Genomic DNA, 22,228 nt, shown 5'->3' on the forward strand with positions numbered 1-22,228 from the left:
CTGCAGAATCAGCGCGGCACGGCCGGCTTCTTCACCGGTTTCTTGCCTTTGCCCTTGGCAGCATCGGCACGTTCCTTGGCCGCTTGCTGATTACGCGCCTGCGCAGCGGCTTTGGCCTGCTCACGCTTGTCCCACGGGTTACCGCCCGCCGCCCCGGTGTCACGGGGTGGCAAGCCGGTGTGTTGGGTCAGCATCGGCTTGCTCTTGGTGGTGTCCTTGGCGACCTTGTGGCTACCGGCTGGCGTCGAGTTCTTGCGACGCGCGCTCTGGTAGCTGTCAGTGGCGGGTTGATGCAGCGGGATCAGTTGGTTCTTGCCTGGCCCAATCAGGTCAGCGCGGCCCATGCGGGTCAGCGCTTCACGCAGCATCGGCCAGCCTTTCGGGTCGTGATAGCGCAGGAACGCCTTGTGCAGGCGACGCTGCTCCTCGCTCTTGACGATGGTCACGCCGTCGCTCTTGTAGCTGACCTTGCGCAGCGGGTTCTTGCCCGAGTGATACATAGCCGTGGCGGTGGCCATCGGCGACGGGTAGAAGGCCTGCACTTGGTCGGCACGGAAGCCGTTGCCCTTGAGCCACAGCGCGAGGTTCATCATGTCCTCGTCGGTGGTACCCGGGTGCGCGGCGATAAAGTACGGAATCAGGTACTGCTCTTTGCCCGCCTCTTTCGAGTACTTCTCGAACATGCGCTTGAACTTGTCGTAGCTGCCAATGCCCGGCTTCATCATTTGATTCAGCGGGCCTTCCTCGGTGTGCTCCGGGGCGATCTTCAGGTAGCCACCGACGTGGTGGGTGACCAGCTCCTTCACATACTCCGGCGACTCCACGGCCAGGTCGTAACGCAGGCCCGAGGCGATCAGAATCTTCTTCACCCCTGGCAGCGCGCGGGCGCTGCGGTACAGCTGAATCAGCGACGAGTGATCGGTGTTCAGGTTCGGGCAGATGCCAGGGAACACGCACGATGGCTTGCGGCAGGCGGATTCGATTTCCGGGCTCTTGCAGGCAATGCGGTACATATTCGCGGTCGGCCCGCCAAGGTCGGAAATCACCCCGGTAAAGCCTGGCACCTTGTCGCGGATCTCTTCGATCTCACGGATGATCGACTCTTCCGAGCGGTTCTGAATAATCCGGCCTTCGTGCTCGGTGATCGAGCAGAAGGTGCAACCACCAAAGCAGCCACGCATGATGTTCACTGAAAAGCGGATCATGTCGTAGGCAGGGATTTTCTCTTTGCCATACGCCGGGTGCGGGACGCGCGCATAGGGCATGCCGAACACGTAGTCCATTTCCTCGGTAGTCATCGGGATGGGTGGCGGGTTGAACCACACATCCACTTCGCCATGCTTCTGCACCAGCGCGCGGGCGTTGCCCGGGTTGGTTTCCAGGTGCAGCACGCGGTTGGCGTGGGCGTACAACACCGGGTCGTTACGCACCTTTTCCATGGACGGCAGGCGAATCACCGTCTTGTCGCGGGTCATCCGTGGGCTGGCAAGAAGCTGCACAACCTTCGGCTCGTTCGGGTCTTCCTGCGGGCCCTTCTCCTGCTCGATGGCGCAGGCCTGGGTATCCTGAGTGTTCACGTACGGGTTGATGATCTTGTCGACCTTGCCCGGCCGATCAATACGGGTGGAGTCCACCTCATACCAGCCCTGCGGCGTATCACGACGGATAAACGCGGTGCCGCGCACGTCGGTGATGTCTTCGATCTTGTGACCGTAGGACAGGCGCTGGGCCACTTCAACGATGGCGCGCTCGGCGTTGCCGTACAGCAGGATATCGGCGCTGGCGTCGATCAGGATCGAGTTGCGCACGCGGTCTTGCCAGTAGTCATAGTGGGCGATGCGGCGCAGGGAGGCTTCGATACCGCCGAGCACGATCGGCACGTTTTTGTAGGCTTCTTTGCAGCGCTGGCTGTACACCAGGCTGGCGCGGTCCGGTCGCTTGCCGGCCATACCGCCAGGGGTATAGGCATCGTCGGAGCGGATTTTCTTGTCGGCGGTGTAGCGGTTGATCATCGAGTCCATGTTGCCGGCCGCGACGCCGAAGAACAGGTTCGGCTCGCCGAGCTTCATAAAGTCGTCTTTCGACTGCCAGTTTGGCTGGGCGATGATGCCCACACGAAAGCCTTGCGACTCCAGCAGCCGGCCGATAATCGCCATGCCAAACGATGGGTGATCCACATACGCGTCACCGGTCACGATGATGATGTCGCAGCTGTCCCAGCCCAGCTGATCCATCTCTTCCCGGCTCATTGGCAGGAAGGGCGCAGGCCCGAAACACTCGGCCCAGTACTTTGGATAATCGAATAACGGCTTGGCGGTTTGCATGGACATGAAAGTGACCGGCGGTGGCGAACAGGATGGAAAATCGCGGGCGCGGAATATAGCACAAAATTTAACCAAACCCGACTCCGGAGCTAGGTTTAATGACTGAAATCCCCCTAGCGCTGTAGCAGCAGCGTAGTGGCTTACGGCTATACTCGGACGCACAACATCGGTCTCCAATAGCCGGGACAAGGGGTGAACGTGGTGCAACGCTTAGCTTTTTCAATCCTAATCATGCTGAGCCTAGCCTTGCTGCCCGGCTTTTCGAGCGCAGCCATCACGCTAACGCCCACCAGCAGTGGCATTTCCCTGAACACCGACATAGAACTGCTGGAAGACAACAGCGCACAACTGACCATTGCCGATATGGCCGACCCGACTATTCAGAGCCGCTTCAAGCCGGCCAATGGCCGCGCCAGCGTAGGCCAGAGTCTTAACCCTTGGTGGATCAAGGTTACCCTCCAGCGCACTAGCGATGCACCCAGCCAGTGGTGGCTGGAAGTCAGCTCGGTCACCCAGCTCGACCTGCGCCTGTACCTGCCCGAGCAGAATGGCCGTTGGCAGGAGCGCCAATCTGGCGAGCTGGTCAGCCATAAAGAAGGCCGCGATCACGAATTCCGCCACATGCTGTTCAAGCTGCCGGAGCTGAGCCAACAACCCCTGACTTTTTATCTGCGCAGCTATGACCCGGCCGGCAACTCGTTCCCGATGCGCGCCTGGCAGCTGGATCAGCTGACCCAAGGAGCCGCAGAAGAGAACCTCGCACTTGGGGTGGTCTACGGCATCATCGCCGCGCTGCTGCTGTACAACCTGTTTATCTTCTTCAGCCTGCGTGACTCGGCCTATTTCTGGTACGTGCTGACCACCGCCGGCGCTCTGCTGATGATCCTCAGCATGAGCGGCCATGGCTTTCAGTACCTGTGGCCAAACAATCCCGTGCCCTTCTGGCTGGACCGTGTCACTCTGCCTTCTCTGTGGGGCTTCTGCGCCTGCCGCTTTACTCAATGCCTGATGCAAACCCGCACCCATGTGCGCTGGGCTCATCACCTGTTAAGCCTGGCATGCGTCTGCTATGTGATTGCAGTCGCCCTGGAGGGCCTGGGACAACGCCATACCGCAGCCTGGATCATCGCCCTGCTATCGCTAACCAGCATCCCAGCAGCGCTGGGCTCGGCACTGATTCGCTGGCGCCAGGGTTACTTCCCGGCCCTGCTGTATCTCTGTGGCTATGGCCTGATTCTCGGCAGCATCAGTCTGGCGCTGATGCGCGCCACCGGCCTGGTACAACCGGCCATCTGGAATGCTTACGTATTCCCACTGTCGGTGGCGGCCGAATCGATTCTGTTCTCCTTCGCCCTGGCATACCGCATCCAGACGCTCAAGCAGGAAAAAGCCGAAGCCCTGGAGCAGGCAGACCGCGAAAAAACTGCGCGCCTGGCGCAGATGCAAGGCAGCGCCGATGAACTACAAAGTGCGGTCAAGCTGCGTACTGCCGAACTGGCACAGGCCAACCAGCAACTCTGCGAACGCGAGCGCGAGCTACAGCACGCCGCCTTCCACGACCCGCTAACCGAGCTGCCTAACCGGCGTTTTCTGGTCGAGCGCTGCGAGGCCGCACTGGCCAATGCGCGGCGGCACAATGAAGCCACCGCCCTGCTGCTGATTGACCTCGACCATTTCAAGCCGATCAACGACAAATATGGCCACGATGCCGGCGACCTGATGCTGCAAACCATCGCCCAGCGCCTGCGCGAACATGTGCGCTCGGGAGATGCCGTTGCACGCCTGGGCGGTGATGAGTTTGCCGTACTGATCTGCGGCGAAGACGCCGAACAGCACGCCCGCGAAATCGCTCGCCGTTTGCTGGATGAACTGGCTAAACCGGTGGCCTATGGCGCGGATCGGCTGACCGTGACCATCAGCATCGGTGTGGCGCTGTACCCGCGCCACGCCAGCAATTTCACCACGCTGTACAAGGCGGCGGATGAAATGCTCTACAAGGTCAAGGGCCGTGGTCGCTCGGGCTCAGCGGTGTGCGGAGAAGATGGCGAACTGAGCAGCAGTGCACGCCTGCAACTGGACGTGCTCAACGTACCCAGCGGTTTGAGCTGACGGCTAAACGGTCGAGATCACCTCGCGCAGCCCAGCCATCCACCCAACCAACGACGTGCCGGCAACTTCTGTGAACGATCACGCCGCTGCGCCTATACTCGCGCAACCGCCACTCGACACCGGGAAGTCAGCAGTGCAGCGCCTCACCCTATCCATTTTTCTACTGCTGAGCCTGTTTAGCGGCCCGGGCGTTGCCAGCACGGTGCAGCTGAGCACCTCCAGCAGTGGCAGCGTGCTCAACGGCCAGATCGAACTGCTGGAGGATGTCGACGGCCAACTGAGCATTGCCGACATGGCCGACGCCGCCGTGCAAAGCCGCTTTCAACCCGCCGCCGGGCGCACCAGCGTTGGTCAGAGCAGCAACCCCTGGTGGATCAAACTCAGCCTGAAACGCGCCAGTGACGCGCCCGAACAGTGGTGGCTGGAAGTCGGCGCGGTCACCCTGCTCGACCTGCAAATCTTTCTTCCCAGCGCCACGGGCCAATGGCAACTGCGCCAGGCGGGTGAACGCGTCGGTTTTGCCGAAGGCCGCGACCATGACTACCGCCGCGCCGTGTTCCGCCTGCCAGTCCTTGACGAACAGCCACAGACTATTTACCTGCGTACGTACGACCCGGCAGGAAACTCCTTCCCGCTGCGTATCTGGCAGCTGCACGACCTCGAACAACTGGCCAAGCGCGAACATCTGGTGCTCGGTCTGATCTACGGGGTGATCCTCGCCCTGCTGCTTTACAACCTGTTTATCCTGCTGGCCCTACGCGACCCGACCTACCTCTGGTATGTGCTGACCATGGCGGCGTCATTGATCTTTATCGCCAGCATGAGCGGTCATGGTTTTCAGTACCTCTGGCCGGACGGCCCAGTACCGGCTTGGCTGGACCGCATCACCCTGCCCATTCTGGTTAGCCTCGGCATCCTGCGTTTTGCCCAGGCGCTGCTATCCACCCGCACCACCCTGCGCATTGCCCATCACATCCTCAACGGCTGTATCGCGGTGTACCTGCTGGCCCTGGCGGTCAACCTGGCCGGTTATCGCAGTGAAACGGGCCTACTGATCGGGCTGATCCCGATTGTTACCGTGCCCACCCTGCTGCTCAGCGCGGCCATCCGCTGGAAACAGGGCTTTACCCCGGCGCTGTTCTACCTGCTGGGCTACGGCAGCGTGCTGCTGAGCTTTGTGATTCTGGTGCTGCGCGCCGCTGGCGTGGTACAGCCAGGCGAGTCCACCGCTTACCTGTTCCCACTGGCGGTGGCGGCCGAAGCGATTCTGTTCTCCTTCGCGCTGGCCTATCGCATCCAGATTCTTAAGCAGGAGAAAGCTGACGCCCTCCAGCAGGCCGACCGCGAAAAAACTGCACGCCTGACCCAAGCCCAGGCCAACGCCGCAGAACTGCAACATTCGGTTGACCTGCGCACCGCAGAACTGGCCGCCACTAATGAACGCCTGCGCCAACGTGAACAAGCACTGCAGCACGCGGCATTTCACGACCCGCTGACCGAGCTGCCGAACCGCCGTTATCTGGTGGAGCGCTGTGAAACCGCACTGGCCAATGCGCGCCGCCACAGTGAAGCACTGGGCCTGCTGTTGATTGACCTCGATCACTTCAAGCCGATCAACGACAAACACGGCCATGATGCCGGCGACCTGATGCTGCAACAGATCGCCCTGCGCCTGCGCGAGCATGTTCGCGCCGGAGATACCGTGGCACGCCTGGGCGGCGACGAGTTTGCCGTGTTGGTAGGGGGCGCCGATGCCGAAGAGCATGCCCGGGAAATCGCTAATCGCTTGCTCGCCGAGCTGGCCAAGCCGGTGATGTACGGTGCAGAACGGCTGACCGTGACCATCAGCATTGGCGTCGCACTGTACCCACAGCACGCAGGTACCTTTACCGCGCTGTACAAGGCGGCCGACGAGATGCTCTACCGAGTCAAGACACGTGGTCGCTCAGGCTCAGCGGTGTGCGGCGAAGATGGCGAGCTGAGCAACAGCGCGCGCCTGCACCTGGATGTGCTCAGCGTGCCCAGCGGCCTGCTCTGACTCAGCTGTTGCGGTAGCGCCGCGGCACCCGCGCAGTGACCTTGCTGAGCAGCTCGTAACCAATGGTGCCGGCTGCCTGCGCCACCTCATCCACCGGTAACTGCGCACCCCACAGCTCGACCGCATCGCCCACGGCGGCATCCGGCACGTCCGTAAGGTCGATCATCAGCATATCCATGGACACCCGCCCGACCAGCGTCACGCGCAGGCCCCGGACGACAACCGGCGTGCCGGCCGGCGCATGGCGTGGGTAGCCATCGGCATAACCGCAACTTACGGTGCCGATACGCGACGGCCGCTCAGCACGCCAGGTGCAGCCATAGCCAACCGCTTCACCCACCTCTACATCGCGACAGGCAATCAGCTGCGCGGTCAGGCTCATCGCCGGGCGCAAGCCCAGCTCAACGGCACCCAGATCAGCAAAAGGTGTTGCGCCATAGAGCATGATGCCCGGACGCAGCCAATCCATATGCGCAGCCGGAATGGTCAAAATTGCCGCAGAGTTGGCCAGTGAGCGCTGAGCAAAATCCAGATCCAGCAGCTCGAGAAACTGCTCAAGCTGCAGCTCGGTGGTTTCACTGCCGCGCTCATCGGCGCAGGCAAAGTGACTGAGCAGATTCAGCTCGGCTACCTGCGCTGCGCCCTGTAAACGACCATGCCAATCACGCACAGCAGCGGCGCTGAAGCCCAGGCGGTGCATACCGCTGTCCAGCTTCAGCCACAGATTCAGCGGCCGCGATAGATTAGCGGCGAGCAGCTGCTGCGCCTGTTGCTCGCTGTGCAGCACCACATCCAGATCCAGCTGCGCGGCGAACTGGTACTCGTCCGCTTCAAAGCAGCCCTCGAGCAACAGAATCCGCGCCTCACCGTGCAGCGCACGCACCTCGGCGGCTTCCTCCAGGCTGGCCACAGCAAAGCCATCGGCGACATCGTGCAAGGCCGTCACCACCTCGCGCACGCCATGCCCGTAGGCATTCGCTTTGACCACCGCAAACGCCTGCCGCCCCGGCGCACAGCGCCTGGCCACCGCGTAGTTATGGGCAATGGCAGACAAATCGACAGTAGCTACAAGGGGCCGCATGGAGAAAAGTCCTTAAACAAAACGGGCAGCCAGTTTACCCACTGGCTGCCCGTTTTTATTGATCTGACACGGCAACACGCTGCGTTGCGCGCCCGCCGCTCTACTCGTCGTCGAACTGGTAGCTACCCGGCGCGAGGTTTTCGAAACGCGAGAACTTACCGAGAAACGCCAGCCGCGCCGTGCCCAATGGACCGTTACGCTGCTTGCCGATGATGATTTCGGCCACGCCCTTGTACTCGGTTTCGGGGTGATACACCTCGTCGCGGTAAACGAACATGATGATGTCGGCGTCCTGCTCGATGGCCCCGGATTCGCGCAAGTCAGAGTTGATCGGGCGTTTGTTCGGGCGCTGCTCCAGGCCACGGTTAAGCTGCGACAGGGCGATAACCGGGCAATTGAATTCCTTGGCCAGGGCCTTCAGCGAGCGAGAGATTTCGGAAATCTCGTTGACTCGACTGTCGCCGCTGGAACCTGGAATCTGCATCAGCTGCAGGTAGTCGACCATGATCAGACCGATCTCGCCGTGCTCACGAGCCAAACGGCGGGTACGTGCGCGCATCTCCGAGGGCGAGATACCGGCGGTATCGTCAATAAACAGCTTGCGGTCATTGAGCAGATTGACCGCCGAGGTCAGACGCGGCCAATCGTCGTCATCCAGGCGACCGGCACGCACCTTGGTCTGATCGATACGCCCTAGCGAGGCGAGCATACGCATCACGATGGAGTCGGAAGGCATCTCCAGCGAGTACACCATCACCACCTTGTCGCTGCGCATCAGCGCGTTTTCCACCAGGTTCATGGCGAAGGTGGTCTTACCCATCGACGGTCGGCCGGCAACGATGATCAGGTCGGCCGGCTGCAGGCCGCTCGTCAGGTTGTCCAGATCGGTAAAGCCGGTGGACAGACCGGTTATCGCGTCACCAGCATTGAACAGGGTATCGATGCGGTCGATGGCCTTGACCAGAATATCGTTGATCCCCACAGGGCCACCGGTCTTCGGCCGCGCTTCGGCGATCTGAAAGATCAGGCGTTCGGCCTCATCGAGAATCTCGGCGCCGGTACGGCCTTGCGGCATATAGGCGCTATCGGCGATTTCACCGCTGATGCCGATCAACTGGCGCAGCGTGGCGCGCTCACGAATGATCTGCGCATAGGCCTTGATGTTGGCCACCGAGGGAGTGTTCTTCGCCAGCTCGCCGAGGTAGGCCAGGCCGCCGACTTGCGACAGCTGCCCTTCCTGATCGAGTTGCTCGGATACAGTCACCACGTCGAAGGGGTGGTTACGCTCAGCCAGCTTGAAAATCGCGCGGAAGATCAGGCGGTGGTCATGCCGATAGAAGTCGCCATCGGACACCGCATCGAGCACACGCTCCCAGGCATTGTTGTCGAGCATCAGGCCGCCCAGTACGGCTTGCTCCGCCTCGATCGAGTGCGGCGGCACCTTCAGGGCGGAGGTTTGCAGATCGTACTGTTCGGGCAGGCTGATGTCGTTCATAAGGCTCGGGCAAAGAATTCTGTGTTGGAAAAACAAAGGGCACGGCATCGCTTTCGCAATGCCGTGCCCGATGTTAGCGAGCCTGCACTCAAGTGCAAGCCCGTTGAGCAGCCAGTTAGGCGGCTACAACAACAACCTTAACGGTTGCTTCAACGTCGCTGTGCAGGTGCACGGCTACGTCGTATTCGCCGAGTTGACGAATGGTGCCGTTCGGCAGACGCACTTCAGCTTTGGCCACTTCAACGCCAGAGGCGGTCAGGGCTTCAGCGATGTCGTGAGTACCGATGGAGCCGAACAGTTTGCCTTCATCGCCCGCGGTAGCGGTGATGGTGACTTCCAGTTCAGCCAGCTGAGCAGCGCGGGATTCAGCGTAAGCTTTCTTCTCGGCAGCCAGTTTTTCCAGCTCGGCGCGACGCGCTTCAAACGCAGCAACGTTTGCAGGAGTAGCGGCAGTGGCTTTGCCTTGCGGCAGCAGGAAGTTACGACCGTAACCGGACTTAACATTCACTTTATCGCCCAGGTTGCCCAGGTTGGCGACTTTTTCCAGCAGGATCAGTTCCATTTGGTAATAACCTCTTAACTTTTAACCTTCACCGTTCGCGGGGCCCGAGCCTTGTTTGCGCTCAAAGCGACCACGAAAATCAAGCAGACTGTCGACAATGGCCAAAACCACCAGTAACGGATAAGTCAGCTGCATAAACAGCAACAACGTGATGTACAACCCAACCAGCCAGAACTTACCTAGCCGACCTTGCGCCACCATCCCATGCAACAGGGCGATGCCCGCAAACGCCAACGGCACACTGCACAACGGTGTCAACATGGCCATTTGCGGACCCAGATTGGGCCCCAACAGCATGCCAACCAGCAGCAACATCGCCAGCGGGGTCGGGAGGCGTAGTGCGCGAAACTCGCGACCGAAGCCACCCGGGTTATACAACTGCGCCTGCCAGAAGCGCCCAAGCATCAGGCTCAACAAGCTGACTATCTGCAACAACGCCGCGATCAATCCGGTCAGTACCGGTGCAATCAGGCTATCCAGGCGCGCTCGCTCATCCACCGACATCTGTTGGTGAACCCCATCAAGCATTTGCGGCATCAGCTTTTGCAGCTCAAGCGCCATTGCTTCGATGGGTTCGCGGAACACCGCACCCAAGACCAGCCCATACACCAGGCCCAATGCCACACTGCACAGCAGCACACGATTCCAGGACAGGTTGGCGCGTAACAACAACGCCAATCCCAGCGCACCGAGCAACACCAACAGGGTGCGCGGCTCACCGAAATACCACCAGCCAATGGCCGGCAGCAGGGCCCAGGCGAGGATGCCAGCGGCATCACTCCAACCGCGCCGCAGAAGCACCAGGCTTCCAGCGGCAGCACTCAACCAGAACAACAGCGGCAACGCCGCAGAAACCACCACTACGAGAGTGGCCTGCATACGGCCGCGCATAATGAATTCAGCTATGGCGCGCATGCGATCTATCCCTTACTTCTTGTCGAACATCCGGTCTCAGCGGCCGTGGCTGTCGGTGTAAGGCAGCAGGGCCAGGAAGCGGGCGCGCTTGATAGCGGTAGCCAGCTGACGCTGATAACGAGCCTTAGTACCGGTGATACGGCTAGGAACGATCTTGCCGGTTTCCGAGATGTAAGCTTTCAGCGTGTTGAGATCTTTGAAATCGATCTCTTTCACTTCTTCTGCGGTGAAACGGCAGAATTTACGACGACGGAAGAAACGTGCCATGAGAGTGGCTCCTCAATAGATCCGTGGATTACTCGTCAGCGTTGTCGCTGTCGTTGTTGTCGCTGTCATCGCCATCAACAGAATCGGCGTTGTCAGGACGGTCACGACGCTCACGGCGCTCACTGCGGTTTTCTTCGGCCTTGAGCATCTCGGACTGGTCAGTAACGGCCTCGTCGCGACGGATGACCAGGTTACGGATCACGGCATCGTTGTAACGGAAGTTGTCTTCCAGCTCAGCCAGGGCTTTACCGGTGCACTCAACGTTAAGCATCACGTAGTGAGCTTTGTGGACGTTGTTGATGGCGTAAGCCAGCTGACGACGGCCCCAGTCTTCCAGGCGGTGAATCTTGCCGCCGTCTTCTTCGATCAGCTTGGTGTAACGCTCAACCATGCCGCCGACTTGCTCGCTCTGGTCCGGGTGAACCAGAAAGATGATTTCGTAATGACGCATAAATGCTCCTTACGGGTTGTAGCCTGCCGCGAAATGCGGTCAGGCAAGGAGTGAATTTCACTTGTTTGTCTTGCTGAAACAGAAAGGCGCAAAAGCACCTGCCGTCGCGGCAAGGGGCGACATTCTAGTGAAGCCCCCTGCTACACGCAAGGTGAACTGGTGATTATTTGAACAATACTGCGCGATTGCGCGGACAGAAAAGTCATTGCCTAGGTCAACGGCAGCGGGCGCCTTGCAGGCGCCCGCCGCGCATTATTTCTTGCCACCAGCCTTGCGCTGGCGCAATGCCTCGAACAGACACACACCGGTCGCAACCGACACATTGAGGCTGCTAACGCTACCTGCCATCGGCAACTTGACCAGGTAATCGCAATGCTCACGGGTCAGGCGACGCATACCTTTGCCTTCAGCCCCCATGATCAGCACAGTCGGCCCAGTCAGGTCATGCTCATACAACTCCATCTCAGCTTCACCGGCCGTACCCACAACCCACAGGCCGCGCTGCTGGAGTTTCTCCAGACTGCGCGCCAGATTGGTCACTGCAACTAGCGGGATCACCTCTGCTGCGCCGCAGGCGACTTTACGCACGGTAGCGTTGAGCGTGGCGGACTTGTCCTTCGGCACAATCACCGCCAGCGCACCCGCCGCATCAGCGGTCCGCAGACAAGCACCGAGATTGTGCGGATCGGTCACGCCGTCGAGCACCAGCAGCAGAGGCGCACCTTCGGTGCGGTCGAGCAGCTCGTCGAGCATCGCCTCGCCCCAGACCTGACTGGGGCTGACATCGGCCACCACACCTTGATGCACGCCTTCGACCCAGGCATCCATCTCACGGCGCTCACACTGACCAACAGACACTCGCGCATCCGCCGCCAGCGCCAGCAACACCTGCACGCGCGGATCATTACGCCCTTCGGCTAGCCAGATTTGCTTAACCCGCTTTGGATGGTGACGCAGCAGCGCTTCTACAGCATGCACGCCGTAGATTTTCTCCAGCTGACTCATGACTTCGCCTTACGCTTGCGTGCACCACCGGACGCCGGCGCCCCACCAGTCGGAGCGCCCTTGCGGTGCGCACCTGGCTTACCTGACTTACTGGCTGGTTTGGAAGACTCACTCTTGGCAGCGCCCTTGCCGGCCTTGCTCTTGGAATCACTGAGCAGCGACTTTTTCAGCGCACGGCTCTTTTCCACATCGGTATTACCTGGCGCAGCACGCTCGCCGCGACGCCCGGTTTTACCCGCAGCCGATTCAAAACCACCACGGCGCTGACCAGCCGGCATAGCAGTTTTACCTTCAGCCAGTTCAAAGTCGATCTTGCGCTCGTCCAGATCGACGCGCATGACCTTGACCTCAACGCTATCACCCAGACGGAAACTGCGCCCGCTGCGCTCGCCCGCCAACCGGTGATGCACAGGGTCAAAGTGGTAGTAGTCACCCGGCAAGGCGGTGACGTGCACCAGACCCTCGACGTAAATGTCCTTCAACTCCACGAACAAACCAAAGCCTGTCACGGCCGTGATCACACCCGGGAACGTTTCGCCGACGCGATCCTTCATAAACTCGCATTTGAGCCAGTTCACTACATCGCGAGTCGCCTCATCGGCGCGGCGCTCCGACATCGAGCACTGCTCGCCAAGCTGCTCGAGAATCGCATCGTCGTATGGGTAGATCCGCGCCCGCGGCATGATCGCCGCACCGGCACGCTTGACGTGCGGGGTATCAAGCTTGGAACGGACCACACTGCGGATCGCTCGATGGATCAACAGATCCGGATAGCGACGAATAGGCGAAGTGAAGTGCGCATACGCCTCGTAGTTCAGACCGAAGTGACCCTGGTTATCCGCGCTGTACACCGCCTGACTGAGCGAGCGCAGCATGACGGTCTGGATCAGGTGGTAGTCCGGACGCTCGCGGATACTTTCCAGCAGCAGCTGATAGTCCTTGGGCGAAGGACCGTCCTTCGACTTGCCACGGTGCAGCGACAGCCCCAGCTCGGTGAGGAATGCTTTGAGCTTCTCCACACGCTCCGGCGGCGGGCAATCATGCACGCGATACAGCGCCGGAATTTCATGCTTCTGCATAAACGCAGCGGTGGCCACGTTGGCAGCCAGCATGCATTCTTCGATCAACTTGTGGGCATCGTTACGCTGGGTTGGGCGAATCTCGGCAATCTTGCGACCGGCACCGAAAATGATCCGAGTTTCCTGAGTTTCAAAATCAATGGCACCGCGCTCATGACGCGCGGCCAGCAACACCTGGTACAGCGAGTACAGCTGCTTGAGGTGCGGCAGCACTTCTTTGTACTCGCCACGCAGCGCCTTGCCTTCGCTGCTTTTCGGCTGCTCAAGCATAGCGCTGACCTTGTTGTAGGTCAGACGCGCATGGGAGTGGATCACCGCCTCATAGAACTGGTAGTCGGTCATCTTGCCGGTCTTGGAGATACTGATCTCACAGACCATGGCCAGACGATCGACATGCGGGTTCAGCGAGCACAGGCCGTTGGACAATTCTTCCGGCAGCATCGGAATCACCCGCTCCGGGAAGTACACCGAGTTGCCACGCACCTGGGCCTCGGCATCCAGCGCCGAATCGATTTTCACATAATGCGAAACGTCAGCGATGGCGACATAGAGCTTCCAGCCGCCGGAAAACAGCCGCCAGTTGCTGCCGTTTTTCTCGCAATACACCGCATCATCGAAGTCGCGCGCGTCTTCACCATCAATGGTGACGAACGGTAGGTGGCGTAGGTCGATACGCTTTTCTTTGTCCTTCTCTTCAACTTCTGGCTTGAGCTTGTGCGCTTCTTTTACAACCGCGTCCGGCCAGACGTGGGGAATGTCGTAGCTGCGCAATGCAACGTCGATTTCCATACCGGGCGCCATGTAGTTGCCAACCACCTCAACCACGTCGCCCTGGGGCTGGAAGCGCGTAGTCGGCCAGTGAGTAATTTTCACCTCAACAAACTGACCCTGTTTGGCGCCGGCATTACGCCCTGGCGTCACCAGCACTTCTTGCTGAATTTTCGGGTTATCGGCCACAACAAAGCCAACGCCGCTTTCTTCGTAATAGCGGCCAACAATGCTTTCGTGGGCACGAGAGATCACCTCAACCACCGCACCCTCACGACGACCACGGCGATCAAGACCAGAAACCCGCGCCAAAGCACGGTCACCATCGAACACCAGGCGCATTTGCGCGGGACTCAGAAACAGATCATCACTGCCGTCATCCGGCACCAGAAAGCCGAAACCATCACGGTGCCCGCTAACGCGCCCGAGAATCAGGTCGAGCTTATCAACAGGGGCATAGGTGCCGCGACGGGTATAGATCAGCTGACCATCACGCTCCATGGCGCGAAGACGGCGACGCAGGGCTTCGAGCTGCTCTTCAGTTGCCATGCCAAATTCATCAGCCAGCTCTTCGCGAGCTGCTGGAGAGCCACGCTCATCCAAGTGCTTCAGAATCAGTTCACGACTTGGAATGGGGTTTTCATATTTTTCCGCTTCACGAGCGGCCTCGGGATCGAGGGATTGCCAATCGGCCATTAGAGGTAATTCACCTTATCTACACAAATTCGGTTTGCCATGTGCCTATTGAAGCGCGAAACCACTGTCCAGGTCAGCCCGGCACACAGAATAAAATTTTTTAACAACAGGGGTTTACAAGTAAAAACCCGATCCGTATTATGCGCGCCACAACGACGGGAAACGAAGTTAACCAAGTTGTAGTTGATAGCAAATAAGCAAGTTTTGCAATCAATGCCCAGGTGGTGAAATTGGTAGACACGCCAGCTTCAGGTGCTGGTGACCTTACGGTCGTGGAAGTTCGAGTCTTCTCCTGGGCACCAATTCAAAAAAACCGAGTCACTGGCTCGGTTTTTTATTGCCTGCGATTTAACCCCCAGATGCGTAAACAACTTGGTGGGCGCTCAGGTGCGCCCACCCTGAATCGGCCTAAACGCGAAACTGACCCAAACTGGCTTTAAGCTTCTTCGCCAAACCATCCAACACGCGACCGCTATTGGCCGTAGCAGCAACAGCCTCAGCCGCGCGTTGCGCCTCTACATGAATAACCTCAACACGCCCACGCACAGCATCGGCCCCCTCCGCCTGATGCGCAGCCGCCTCTGTCGCGGCATTGATCGCACCGTGCACTTCCTCCACCGCTTCACGCACCGACTGCTGCACCCGCGCACTTTCGCGCAGGGCCGATAGGCCTTGATCAGCCTGCTTACCGGCCTGACTAATGGCCTCAACCGCTTCGCGTGCACCCTGCTGCAATGCGCCGATATGGGTCTGAATATCGCCAGTAGACTGCTGCGTCTTACTGGCCAGCGCACGCACCTCATCGGCCACCACAGCAAAACCGCGACCACTCTCGCCCGCCCGAGCCGCCTCAATGGCCGCATTCAGGGCCAATAAGTTGGTTTGCTCAGCAATTGAGCGAATCACCGTTAGCACCACTTCAATCTGCTCACTCTGCTTGGCCAGCCGTTCGATGACCGAAGCCCCCGTTTCCACACGCCTCACCAACTCTTCGATCGAGCCCCCCACACGCAGCGCAATCGCAGCATTGTCATCAGCAGCCTGACGAATCGCACCAACACGCTGCAAGGCCTCGCGCATGGCATGGCTTTCCGCCTGCGCTTCGCTGGCCATTTCAGCCAACGCCTGCAAACTACCGGCAACCTCATCACGCTGACGCTCGGCCGCTGACTCCGCTGCAGCACTGCGCGAAGCAAGACTGCCAATTTCTTGCCCGGTGAGTGATGCCACCTCACCCGCCTCGCGCACGATCGGCTGCAGCTTGGCCACGAAACGATTGACCGCCGCTGCCATATCGCCAATTTCATCACGGCTATTGAGCTCGACCCGGCGAGTCAAATCACCCTCTCCCGCCGCCCAGTCATTCAACACCGCAATCAATGTATGCAGCTTGCTGACCACTCGCCGCCCGAGCACCAAGGCCAATACCAACAGAATCAGCAGTGCCACGACAGCAAGGCCCATGCTGATATTCCAACGCAAACCAGCTGCAGCCTGCTGCACCACCTGGCGACTGCTCTGCTCCATACCGCCAGCCGCCTCACGCGCAACACTCAATCGAGCCGCCAGAGCGTCCGCACTGCTGGTGGCCGCACCACTTAAACTGTCTGAAACCAACTGCCCACTGCTGTCGATCAAACTGACGAAACGCTGATCCAGCTTCGCCAACTCCTCATCCACCGACGCAGTAGAAACCCCCAAAAGAACCTTGCCGATATCCGAGCCCATTGGACTGATCGTCGCCTCGGCGATATACACGCCAGGATCATTGGCGGCAGCCTGCAGCACCTTATCCAGTGCGCCACCACCTTCCCCCTTGGCCATCAAGGCACGTACACGTGCGTCCTGCCGATTGAGATGGCGTGTCAGCCGTTCGCCTTGCGCATCGAGGTACACCGCAAATAGCACCGCCGGGTTGCGATGCGCTCCACGGACTAACTCAGTGAGCGCGGGCACATCGGCATCCCAGATAGCCTTTGGCGCAACCGCCGAGAGCAGCTGCGCCAACTCATCAGCGGAACGTTTGAGGTTACTGTCCAGCACCCCTCGAATCTGCGCCTGCTCCTCGGCCAGACGTGAGGAAAGGCCTTTGGCCAACTGCGCCTGAGTGCTTGCAGACAAACTATCCAGCCCGCCGCGCACTTCATCGCCGGCCTTGGTCAGCTCACCCACCAGGCGCGCCGTATCGGCCTGCATACCTTTGGCCAGATCGGCCTCAAGCGTCGCCACCGTGGTACGGGTCAACGCCACCGCCACGACAACCTGCACCAGCAGGGCCACGCCCAGCGCCAGAAACACCGGCAACAACAAACGACTGCGCAGCACAGAAATAATGGCAAACACGGCAGACACTCCTAACAGCGGTAATGCCTATAACGGCGGGAAAGCTGATTTATAAAGGCTAGCTCGGATATTTTTACGCAGACCAGAAACGACAAAGGGCCGCCAAATTGGCGACCCCCTGTGCACTGCCTGTGACTATCAGGCAAACGGATGACGCAACACAATAGTCTCGTTGCGGTCCGGGCCGGTGGAAACGATATCAATCGGCGCACCAACCAACTCTTCCACGCGCTTGATGTAAGCACGCGCAGCCGCCGGCAACTCTTCCAGGGTTTTCGCGCCCAGGGTCGACTCGCTCCAGCCTGGCAGCTCCTCGTAAACCGGCTGCAGACCCAAGTAGCTGTCGGCATCCGTCGGCGCATCAACCAGCACGTCACCGTTCTGGTCTTTATAGCCAACGCAGATACGGATGGTTTCCAGACCGTCGAGCACGTCCAGCTTGGTCAGGCACAGACCGGAGATGCTGTTGATCTCGATGGCGCGACGCAGGATCACGGCATCAAACCAACCGCAACGACGCGCACGACCTGTGGTAGAGCCGAATTCGTGACCACGCTTGGCGAGGAACGCGCCGGTTTCGTCGAACAGCTCAGTCGGGAACGGACCGGAGCCAACACGGGTGGTATAGGCCTTGGTGATACCGAGGATGTAATCCAGGTACATCGGACCAAAACCGGAACCGGTGGCGATGCCGCCCGCTGTGGTGTTGGAGCTGGTGACGTAGGGGTAGGTACCGTGGTCAATATCCAGCAGCGAGCCCTGAGCACCTTCGAACATGATGTCTTTGCCCTCACGACGCATGTCGTGCAGCACGGCGGTAACGTCGGTCATCATCGGCTTGAGCAGCTCGGCGTATTCCATGCACTCGTCGAGCGTCTTCTGGAAGTCGATGGCCGGCTCTTTGTAGTAATTGACCAGTACGAAGTTGTGGTAATCCAGCAGCTCACCGAGCTTGGCGGCGAAACGCTCACGGTGGAACAGATCACCAATGCGCAGGCCGCGACGCGCCACCTTGTCTTCATAAGCAGGGCCAATGCCACGGCCGGTGGTGCCGATCTTGGCATCGCCACGGGCTTTCTCACGGGCCTGATCGAGAGCCACGTGGTAAGGCAGAATCAACGGGCAGGATGGGCTGATACGCAGACGCTCGCGCACCGGCACACCCTTCTCTTCCAGCTTGATGATTTCACGCATCAGCGCATCAGGCGCAACCACCACGCCGTTGCCGATCAGGCACTGCACGTTTTCGCGCAGGATGCCGGAGGGGATCAGGTGCAGAACGGTTTTTTCGCCGTCGATTACCAGGGTGTGGCCAGCATTGTGACCACCCTGGTAACGCACAACAGCTGCAGCCTGTTCGGTCAGCAGGTCGACGATCTTACCCTTGCCTTCATCGCCCCACTGGGTGCCCAGGACTACGACATTCTTACCCATAACACTAACCCTCTTCGCAAACTTGATGCCGGCCATAGCCGACGGAAACTTTTCGCACGACCGCTTAGGCTGTCAGTGCAGCCAACTGCCAGCGGCCATCACGCAACAGCAGCTGACGATCACAGCCTGCAGCCTCGGCGTCAGCCGCGACCTGCCCAGGCAATGCCTGGACGACGCGCTGACCGTCCTGGCGCAGACGCACAATCGCCTGCCACAAAAACACATCATGGCTATCCGGAGCCCAAACACCGGCAGGCTCTTCACCCAACTGCATCCGCCCCAGGCTTACCAGGGTTTTCAGGTCGGTGGAGAAGCCTGTCGCCGGACGCGCGCGACCAAAATCAGCGCCGATGTCGTCATAACGGCCGCCCTGGGCGATGGCATAACCCACACCAGGGACGAAGGCCGCGAACACTACGCCGGTGTGATAGTGATAACCGCGCAGCTCGCCCAGATCGAAATACAGCGGTAATTCCGGGTAGCGTAAGCTCAGCGCATCGGCAATCGCCATCAGGTCATCCAGCGCCGCATGCACATCGTCCGGCGCATCGACCAGGCAGGCCTGAGCCAGGTCCAGCACTTCACGACCGCCGCACAGCTCGCTAAGCGCGCGCAGCATTTTGCGCAGGTCATCCGGCAGGGTTTCAGTCAGCTCAACGAGCTCATCCAGCGCCTTGCGCTGCAGCGCGTCGAACAACTGCTGCTCGACCTCGCCAGACAGCTCGGCGGCGCGCGCCAGACCGCGGTAGATACCGACATGACCAAGGTCCATATGCACATCAGGCACCGCAGCCAGCTCAAGGGTGTTGACCAGCAGGCTGATCACTTCCACATCGCTGGCCGGGCTGGCGTCGCCATACAACTCAGCACCCAACTGAATCGGGCTGCGCGAGGTGGTCAGCGCACGCGGCTGGGCATGCACCACGCTACCGGCGTAGCACAGACGGCTCGGCCCTTCACGGCGCAGGGTATGCGCATCAATGCGAGCCACCTGCGGCGTAATGTCGGCACGAAAGCCCATCTGCCGGCCGGACAGCGGGTCGGTCACTTTGAAGGTGCGCAGATCCAAGTCCTGGCCCGCGCCAGTCAGCAGCGATTCCAGGTACTCGATATGCGGCGTGACCACAAATTCATAGCCCCAGCGCTGGAACAGATCCAGAACCTGGCGGCGCGCCACTTCGATACGCCCTGCGTACGGCGGCAGTACTTCTTCGATGCCATCTGGCAGTAGCCAGCGGTCTACCGTTGCCATTTAGCCATTCCCCTCTTGAACCGGGCGGCACAAGCCTTCAGTGAAGCCAATAAAGAACGGTTGTTCCCAGCAGCATGCTGGCCAACCCCAGCAGACGCAGCTGCCTATCAGACAACTGCATCAGTTGTAAAAGCGTGTCACGCCAATGGCGCGGACACAGAAAAGGCAGGATACCTTCCAGCACCAACACGAGACACAACGCGATGCCTAATTCCTGCCACATGCTTCCCACAGACGCAAAAAAGCCGGGATTTTCCCGGCTGCCGCATCATACCACGTTTTCCGAAAGGATCACCCCGGCGGCTGCCCGCCGGGGTGATGACTCAAGGCTTGGACTTCTCCAGATAGCGGAAGAAGTCGCTACTCGGATCCAGCACCAGCACATCACGCTTATCAGCGAAGCTCTCGCGATAAGCCCTCAGGCTGCGATAGAACGAGTAGAACTCCTGGTCCATGCCATAGGCCTTGGAGTAGATCGCAGCGGCCTGGGCATCACCCTCACCGCGCAGCTCTTCAGCCTGACGGTAGGCATCGGCCAGCAACACGCGACGCTGACGGTCGGCGTCGGCACGAATACCTTCGGCCAGCTCCTTACCCTTGGCACGGTGTTCACGAGCCTCACGCTCACGCTCGGAGCTCATGCGGTCAAACACGCTACGGTTAACTTCCTTCGGCAGGTCGATAGCCTTGACGCGCACATCCACTACCTCGATACCCAGCTCTTTCTGCGCTGCACGATTCAAGGAGGCAGTCACATCTGCCATCAGCGCATCGCGCTCACCGGACACCGACTCATGCAAGGTGCGCTTACCGAACTGGTCACGCAGAGAAGCTTCAAGACGACGCGCCAGACGCTCGTCGGCAATCTGCTTCATACCGGAAGTCGCGGTGTAAAAACGCTCGGCATCCAGCACTCGCCATTTGGCGAAGGCATCAACCATCAGCGCTTTCTTTTCCAGCGTGAGGAAACGCGAACTGGTGGAGTCCAGAGTCAGCAGACGCGCATCGAACTTGCGCACCTGGTTGACGTACGGAATCTTCACATGCAGGCCCGGCTGCACGTCCGGCTGGACGATACGACCAAACTGCAACAGCACCGCACGCTCAGTCTGCGACACGATATAGAAGCTATTCCAGGCGACCAGCGCCAGCACCACACCAACAATAAGGGCGATCAGCGATTTATTGCTCATCAACGGCTCTCCCTTGTACGCAGTTCAACCTGACGCGGATCGATAGTTACCCGCGAGCCGGCGTCTGCAGTACCCGCAGCGCCAGATATCGAGCTAGGCGCAGACGAACTGCGGCCATCGATCATTTTGTCCAGCGGCAGATAAAGCAGGTTGTTCTGCCCCTTGTCGCCAGTCACCAGCACCTTGCTGGTATTGCTCATCAGCTCCTGCATGGTGTCCAAATACAGACGCTCGCGAGTGACCTCAGGCGCCTTGCGGTACTCGGTCACCAATGCAGTGAAGCGATCCGCCTCACCCTGTGCGCGGGAAACCACTTCGTCACGGTAACCGCTGGCATCCTCAATCAAGCGCTGCGCCTGACCACGGGCTTCCGGCACCACGCCATTGGCGTAGGTTTCCGCCTGATTCTTCTCACGCTGCTCGTCTTCACGGGCGCGGATCACGTCATCGAAGGCTTCCTGCACTTCGCGCGGCGCCGCCGCACTCTGCAGGTTGACCTGAGTAACAGTGATACCGGTACGGTAGTTGTCGAGGAAACGCTGCAAGCGATCCTTGACCTCACTGGCCATCAGCTCACGGCCTTCGGTGAGCACCTGATCCATCTCGGTGGAACCCACCACGTGGCGCACGGCGCTATCGGTCGCATGCTGCAGACTGACTTCCGGCTGATCAACGTTGAGAACGAAATCCTGCAAGTTGCTGACCCGGTACTGCACGGTCAACGGCACTTCGATGATGTTTTCGTCTTCGGTCAACATCTGCCCTTGTTTGCTGTAAGCGCGCTCGCGGGTGACGTTTTCCTGAAACTTGCGATCAATCGGCGGGAAATAGATATTCAGGCCCGGGCCGACTGTTTCGTAATACTTGCCGAAGCGCAGCACCACGGCCTGCTCCTGCTCATCAACGACATAGATCGCGCTGTACAGCCAGACTGCAGCCAACAGCCCCAGGCCCACGAACAGCAAGCCGAAGCCGCCGCCATTGCCCGAGCCAGTCCCACTGCCTCGTTTCTTGCCGCCACCGAACAGCCCATTCAGGCTCTCCTGCAGCTTGCGGAAGGCCTCATCGATATCCGGCGGCCCCTTGCGATCACCGTTCTTACGGCCACCCCATGGGTCCTGATTATTCGAGTTGCCACCCGGCTCATTCCAAGCCATAGCGCTCTCCATCTGATAAAGCAAAGACGCGCCCACGGCGCGCCCGCCAATGCTACAGA

General features: G+C 59.8%; 17 protein-coding genes, 1 tRNA gene and 1 pseudogene. 3 read left to right on the top strand and 16 right to left on the bottom strand.

Annotated features, from left to right (window positions below):
* Positions 1-8: 8 nt before the first annotated feature.
* Complete coding sequence (locus tag HCI85_RS05905) at positions 9-2,324, bottom strand: YgiQ family radical SAM protein (protein WP_167144302.1); 2,316 nt, start codon at positions 2,322-2,324, stop codon at positions 9-11.
* A 231-nt stretch (positions 2,325-2,555) separates the two neighbouring features.
* On the opposite strand from HCI85_RS05905, the gene HCI85_RS05910 reads away from it, so the two are divergent.
* Both HCI85_RS05910 and HCI85_RS05915 read left to right on the top strand, forming a co-directional pair.
* The gene (locus HCI85_RS05910; protein ID WP_176600617.1) at positions 2,556-4,433 is read left to right on the top strand and encodes a diguanylate cyclase; all 1,878 of its coding nucleotides are present in this window, start codon (positions 2,556-2,558) and stop codon (positions 4,431-4,433) included.
* Positions 4,434-4,566: 133 nt separating this feature from the next.
* Positions 4,567-6,471, top strand: a complete 1,905-nt coding sequence (locus HCI85_RS05915; RefSeq protein ID WP_167142961.1) for a diguanylate cyclase — start codon at positions 4,567-4,569, stop codon at positions 6,469-6,471.
* A 1-nt stretch (position 6,472) separates the two neighbouring features.
* Here the strand turns inward: HCI85_RS05915 and alr are convergent, their stop codons facing one another.
* The 8 genes from alr to rnr form a co-directional block, all read right to left on the bottom strand.
* Positions 6,473-7,552 carry an alanine racemase gene (alr, locus tag HCI85_RS05920; protein ID WP_167142965.1) on the bottom strand — a complete coding sequence of 360 codons (1,080 nt, stop codon included), beginning with the start codon at positions 7,550-7,552 and terminating at the stop codon, positions 6,473-6,475.
* 100 nt (positions 7,553-7,652) lie between these two features.
* Complete coding sequence (gene dnaB, locus HCI85_RS05925; protein WP_090249643.1) at positions 7,653-9,047, bottom strand: replicative DNA helicase; 1,395 nt, start codon at positions 9,045-9,047, stop codon at positions 7,653-7,655.
* Between the two features lie 115 nt (positions 9,048-9,162).
* Positions 9,163-9,609 (bottom strand): 50S ribosomal protein L9, encoded by a 447-nt coding sequence (rplI, locus tag HCI85_RS05930; RefSeq protein WP_090249644.1) that lies wholly within the window; start codon positions 9,607-9,609, stop codon positions 9,163-9,165.
* Between the two features lie 21 nt (positions 9,610-9,630).
* On the bottom strand, positions 9,631-10,524 hold the full coding sequence (locus HCI85_RS05935; RefSeq protein ID WP_167142969.1) for a hypothetical protein: 894 nt from the start codon (positions 10,522-10,524) through the stop codon (positions 9,631-9,633).
* Positions 10,525-10,560: 36 nt separating this feature from the next.
* Positions 10,561-10,791, bottom strand: a complete 231-nt coding sequence (rpsR, locus tag HCI85_RS05940; RefSeq protein ID WP_069519637.1) for a 30S ribosomal protein S18 — start codon at positions 10,789-10,791, stop codon at positions 10,561-10,563.
* A gap of 28 nt (positions 10,792-10,819) precedes the next feature.
* A complete protein-coding gene (gene rpsF / locus HCI85_RS05945; RefSeq protein WP_090249650.1) occupies positions 10,820-11,242 on the bottom strand; it encodes a 30S ribosomal protein S6 in 423 nt (140 codons plus the stop codon).
* A 252-nt stretch (positions 11,243-11,494) separates the two neighbouring features.
* Entirely contained in the window at positions 11,495-12,247 is a 753-nt protein-coding gene (rlmB, locus tag HCI85_RS05950) for a 23S rRNA (guanosine(2251)-2'-O)-methyltransferase RlmB (protein WP_090249654.1), read from the bottom strand.
* The gene (rnr, locus tag HCI85_RS05955) at positions 12,244-14,790 is read right to left on the bottom strand and encodes a ribonuclease R (protein ID WP_167142973.1); all 2,547 of its coding nucleotides are present in this window, start codon (positions 14,788-14,790) and stop codon (positions 12,244-12,246) included. The genes rlmB and rnr overlap by 4 nt, the downstream gene beginning before the upstream one ends.
* Before the next feature lie 215 nt (positions 14,791-15,005).
* On the opposite strand from rnr, the gene HCI85_RS05960 reads away from it, so the two are divergent.
* Positions 15,006-15,092 (top strand) — tRNA-Leu (locus HCI85_RS05960).
* Positions 15,093-15,198: 106 nt separating this feature from the next.
* On the opposite strand, the gene HCI85_RS21215 is transcribed toward HCI85_RS05960, so the two are convergent.
* The 7 genes and pseudogenes from HCI85_RS21215 to hflK all read right to left on the bottom strand — a co-directional run bounded on the left by HCI85_RS21215 (position 15,199) and on the right by hflK (position 22,169).
* Positions 15,199-16,083, bottom strand: coding sequence for a methyl-accepting chemotaxis protein (locus tag HCI85_RS21215; RefSeq protein WP_445380997.1), 885 nt, complete (start codon positions 16,081-16,083; stop codon positions 15,199-15,201).
* Positions 16,057-16,986, bottom strand: a pseudogene (locus tag HCI85_RS21220) (HAMP domain-containing protein); the annotation flags it as partial. The gene HCI85_RS21215 and the pseudogene HCI85_RS21220, both read right to left, overlap by 27 nt.
* 285 nt (positions 16,987-17,271) lie before the next feature.
* Positions 17,272-18,567, bottom strand: coding sequence for an adenylosuccinate synthase (locus HCI85_RS05970; protein ID WP_167142979.1), 1,296 nt, complete (start codon positions 18,565-18,567; stop codon positions 17,272-17,274).
* A 64-nt stretch (positions 18,568-18,631) separates the two neighbouring features.
* Positions 18,632-19,819, bottom strand: a complete 1,188-nt coding sequence (locus HCI85_RS05975; RefSeq protein ID WP_167142982.1) for an ATP phosphoribosyltransferase regulatory subunit — start codon at positions 19,817-19,819, stop codon at positions 18,632-18,634.
* Between the two features lie 37 nt (positions 19,820-19,856).
* A complete protein-coding gene (locus HCI85_RS05980) occupies positions 19,857-20,042 on the bottom strand; it encodes a DUF2065 domain-containing protein (protein WP_090249667.1) in 186 nt (61 codons plus the stop codon).
* Positions 20,043-20,142: 100 nt separating this feature from the next.
* Positions 20,143-21,012, bottom strand: a complete 870-nt coding sequence (hflC, locus tag HCI85_RS05985) for a protease modulator HflC (protein ID WP_160013032.1) — start codon at positions 21,010-21,012, stop codon at positions 20,143-20,145.
* A complete protein-coding gene (hflK, locus tag HCI85_RS05990; protein ID WP_167142985.1) occupies positions 21,012-22,169 on the bottom strand; it encodes an FtsH protease activity modulator HflK in 1,158 nt (385 codons plus the stop codon). The genes hflC and hflK overlap by 1 nt, the downstream gene beginning before the upstream one ends.
* Between the last annotated feature and the right edge of the window lie 59 nt (positions 22,170-22,228).

Origin of the sequence: Pseudomonas sp. OTU750018, from assembly GCF_011636575.1 — a bacterium.
GTDB classification, from domain to species: domain Bacteria; phylum Pseudomonadota; class Gammaproteobacteria; order Pseudomonadales; family Pseudomonadaceae; genus Aquipseudomonas; species Aquipseudomonas peli.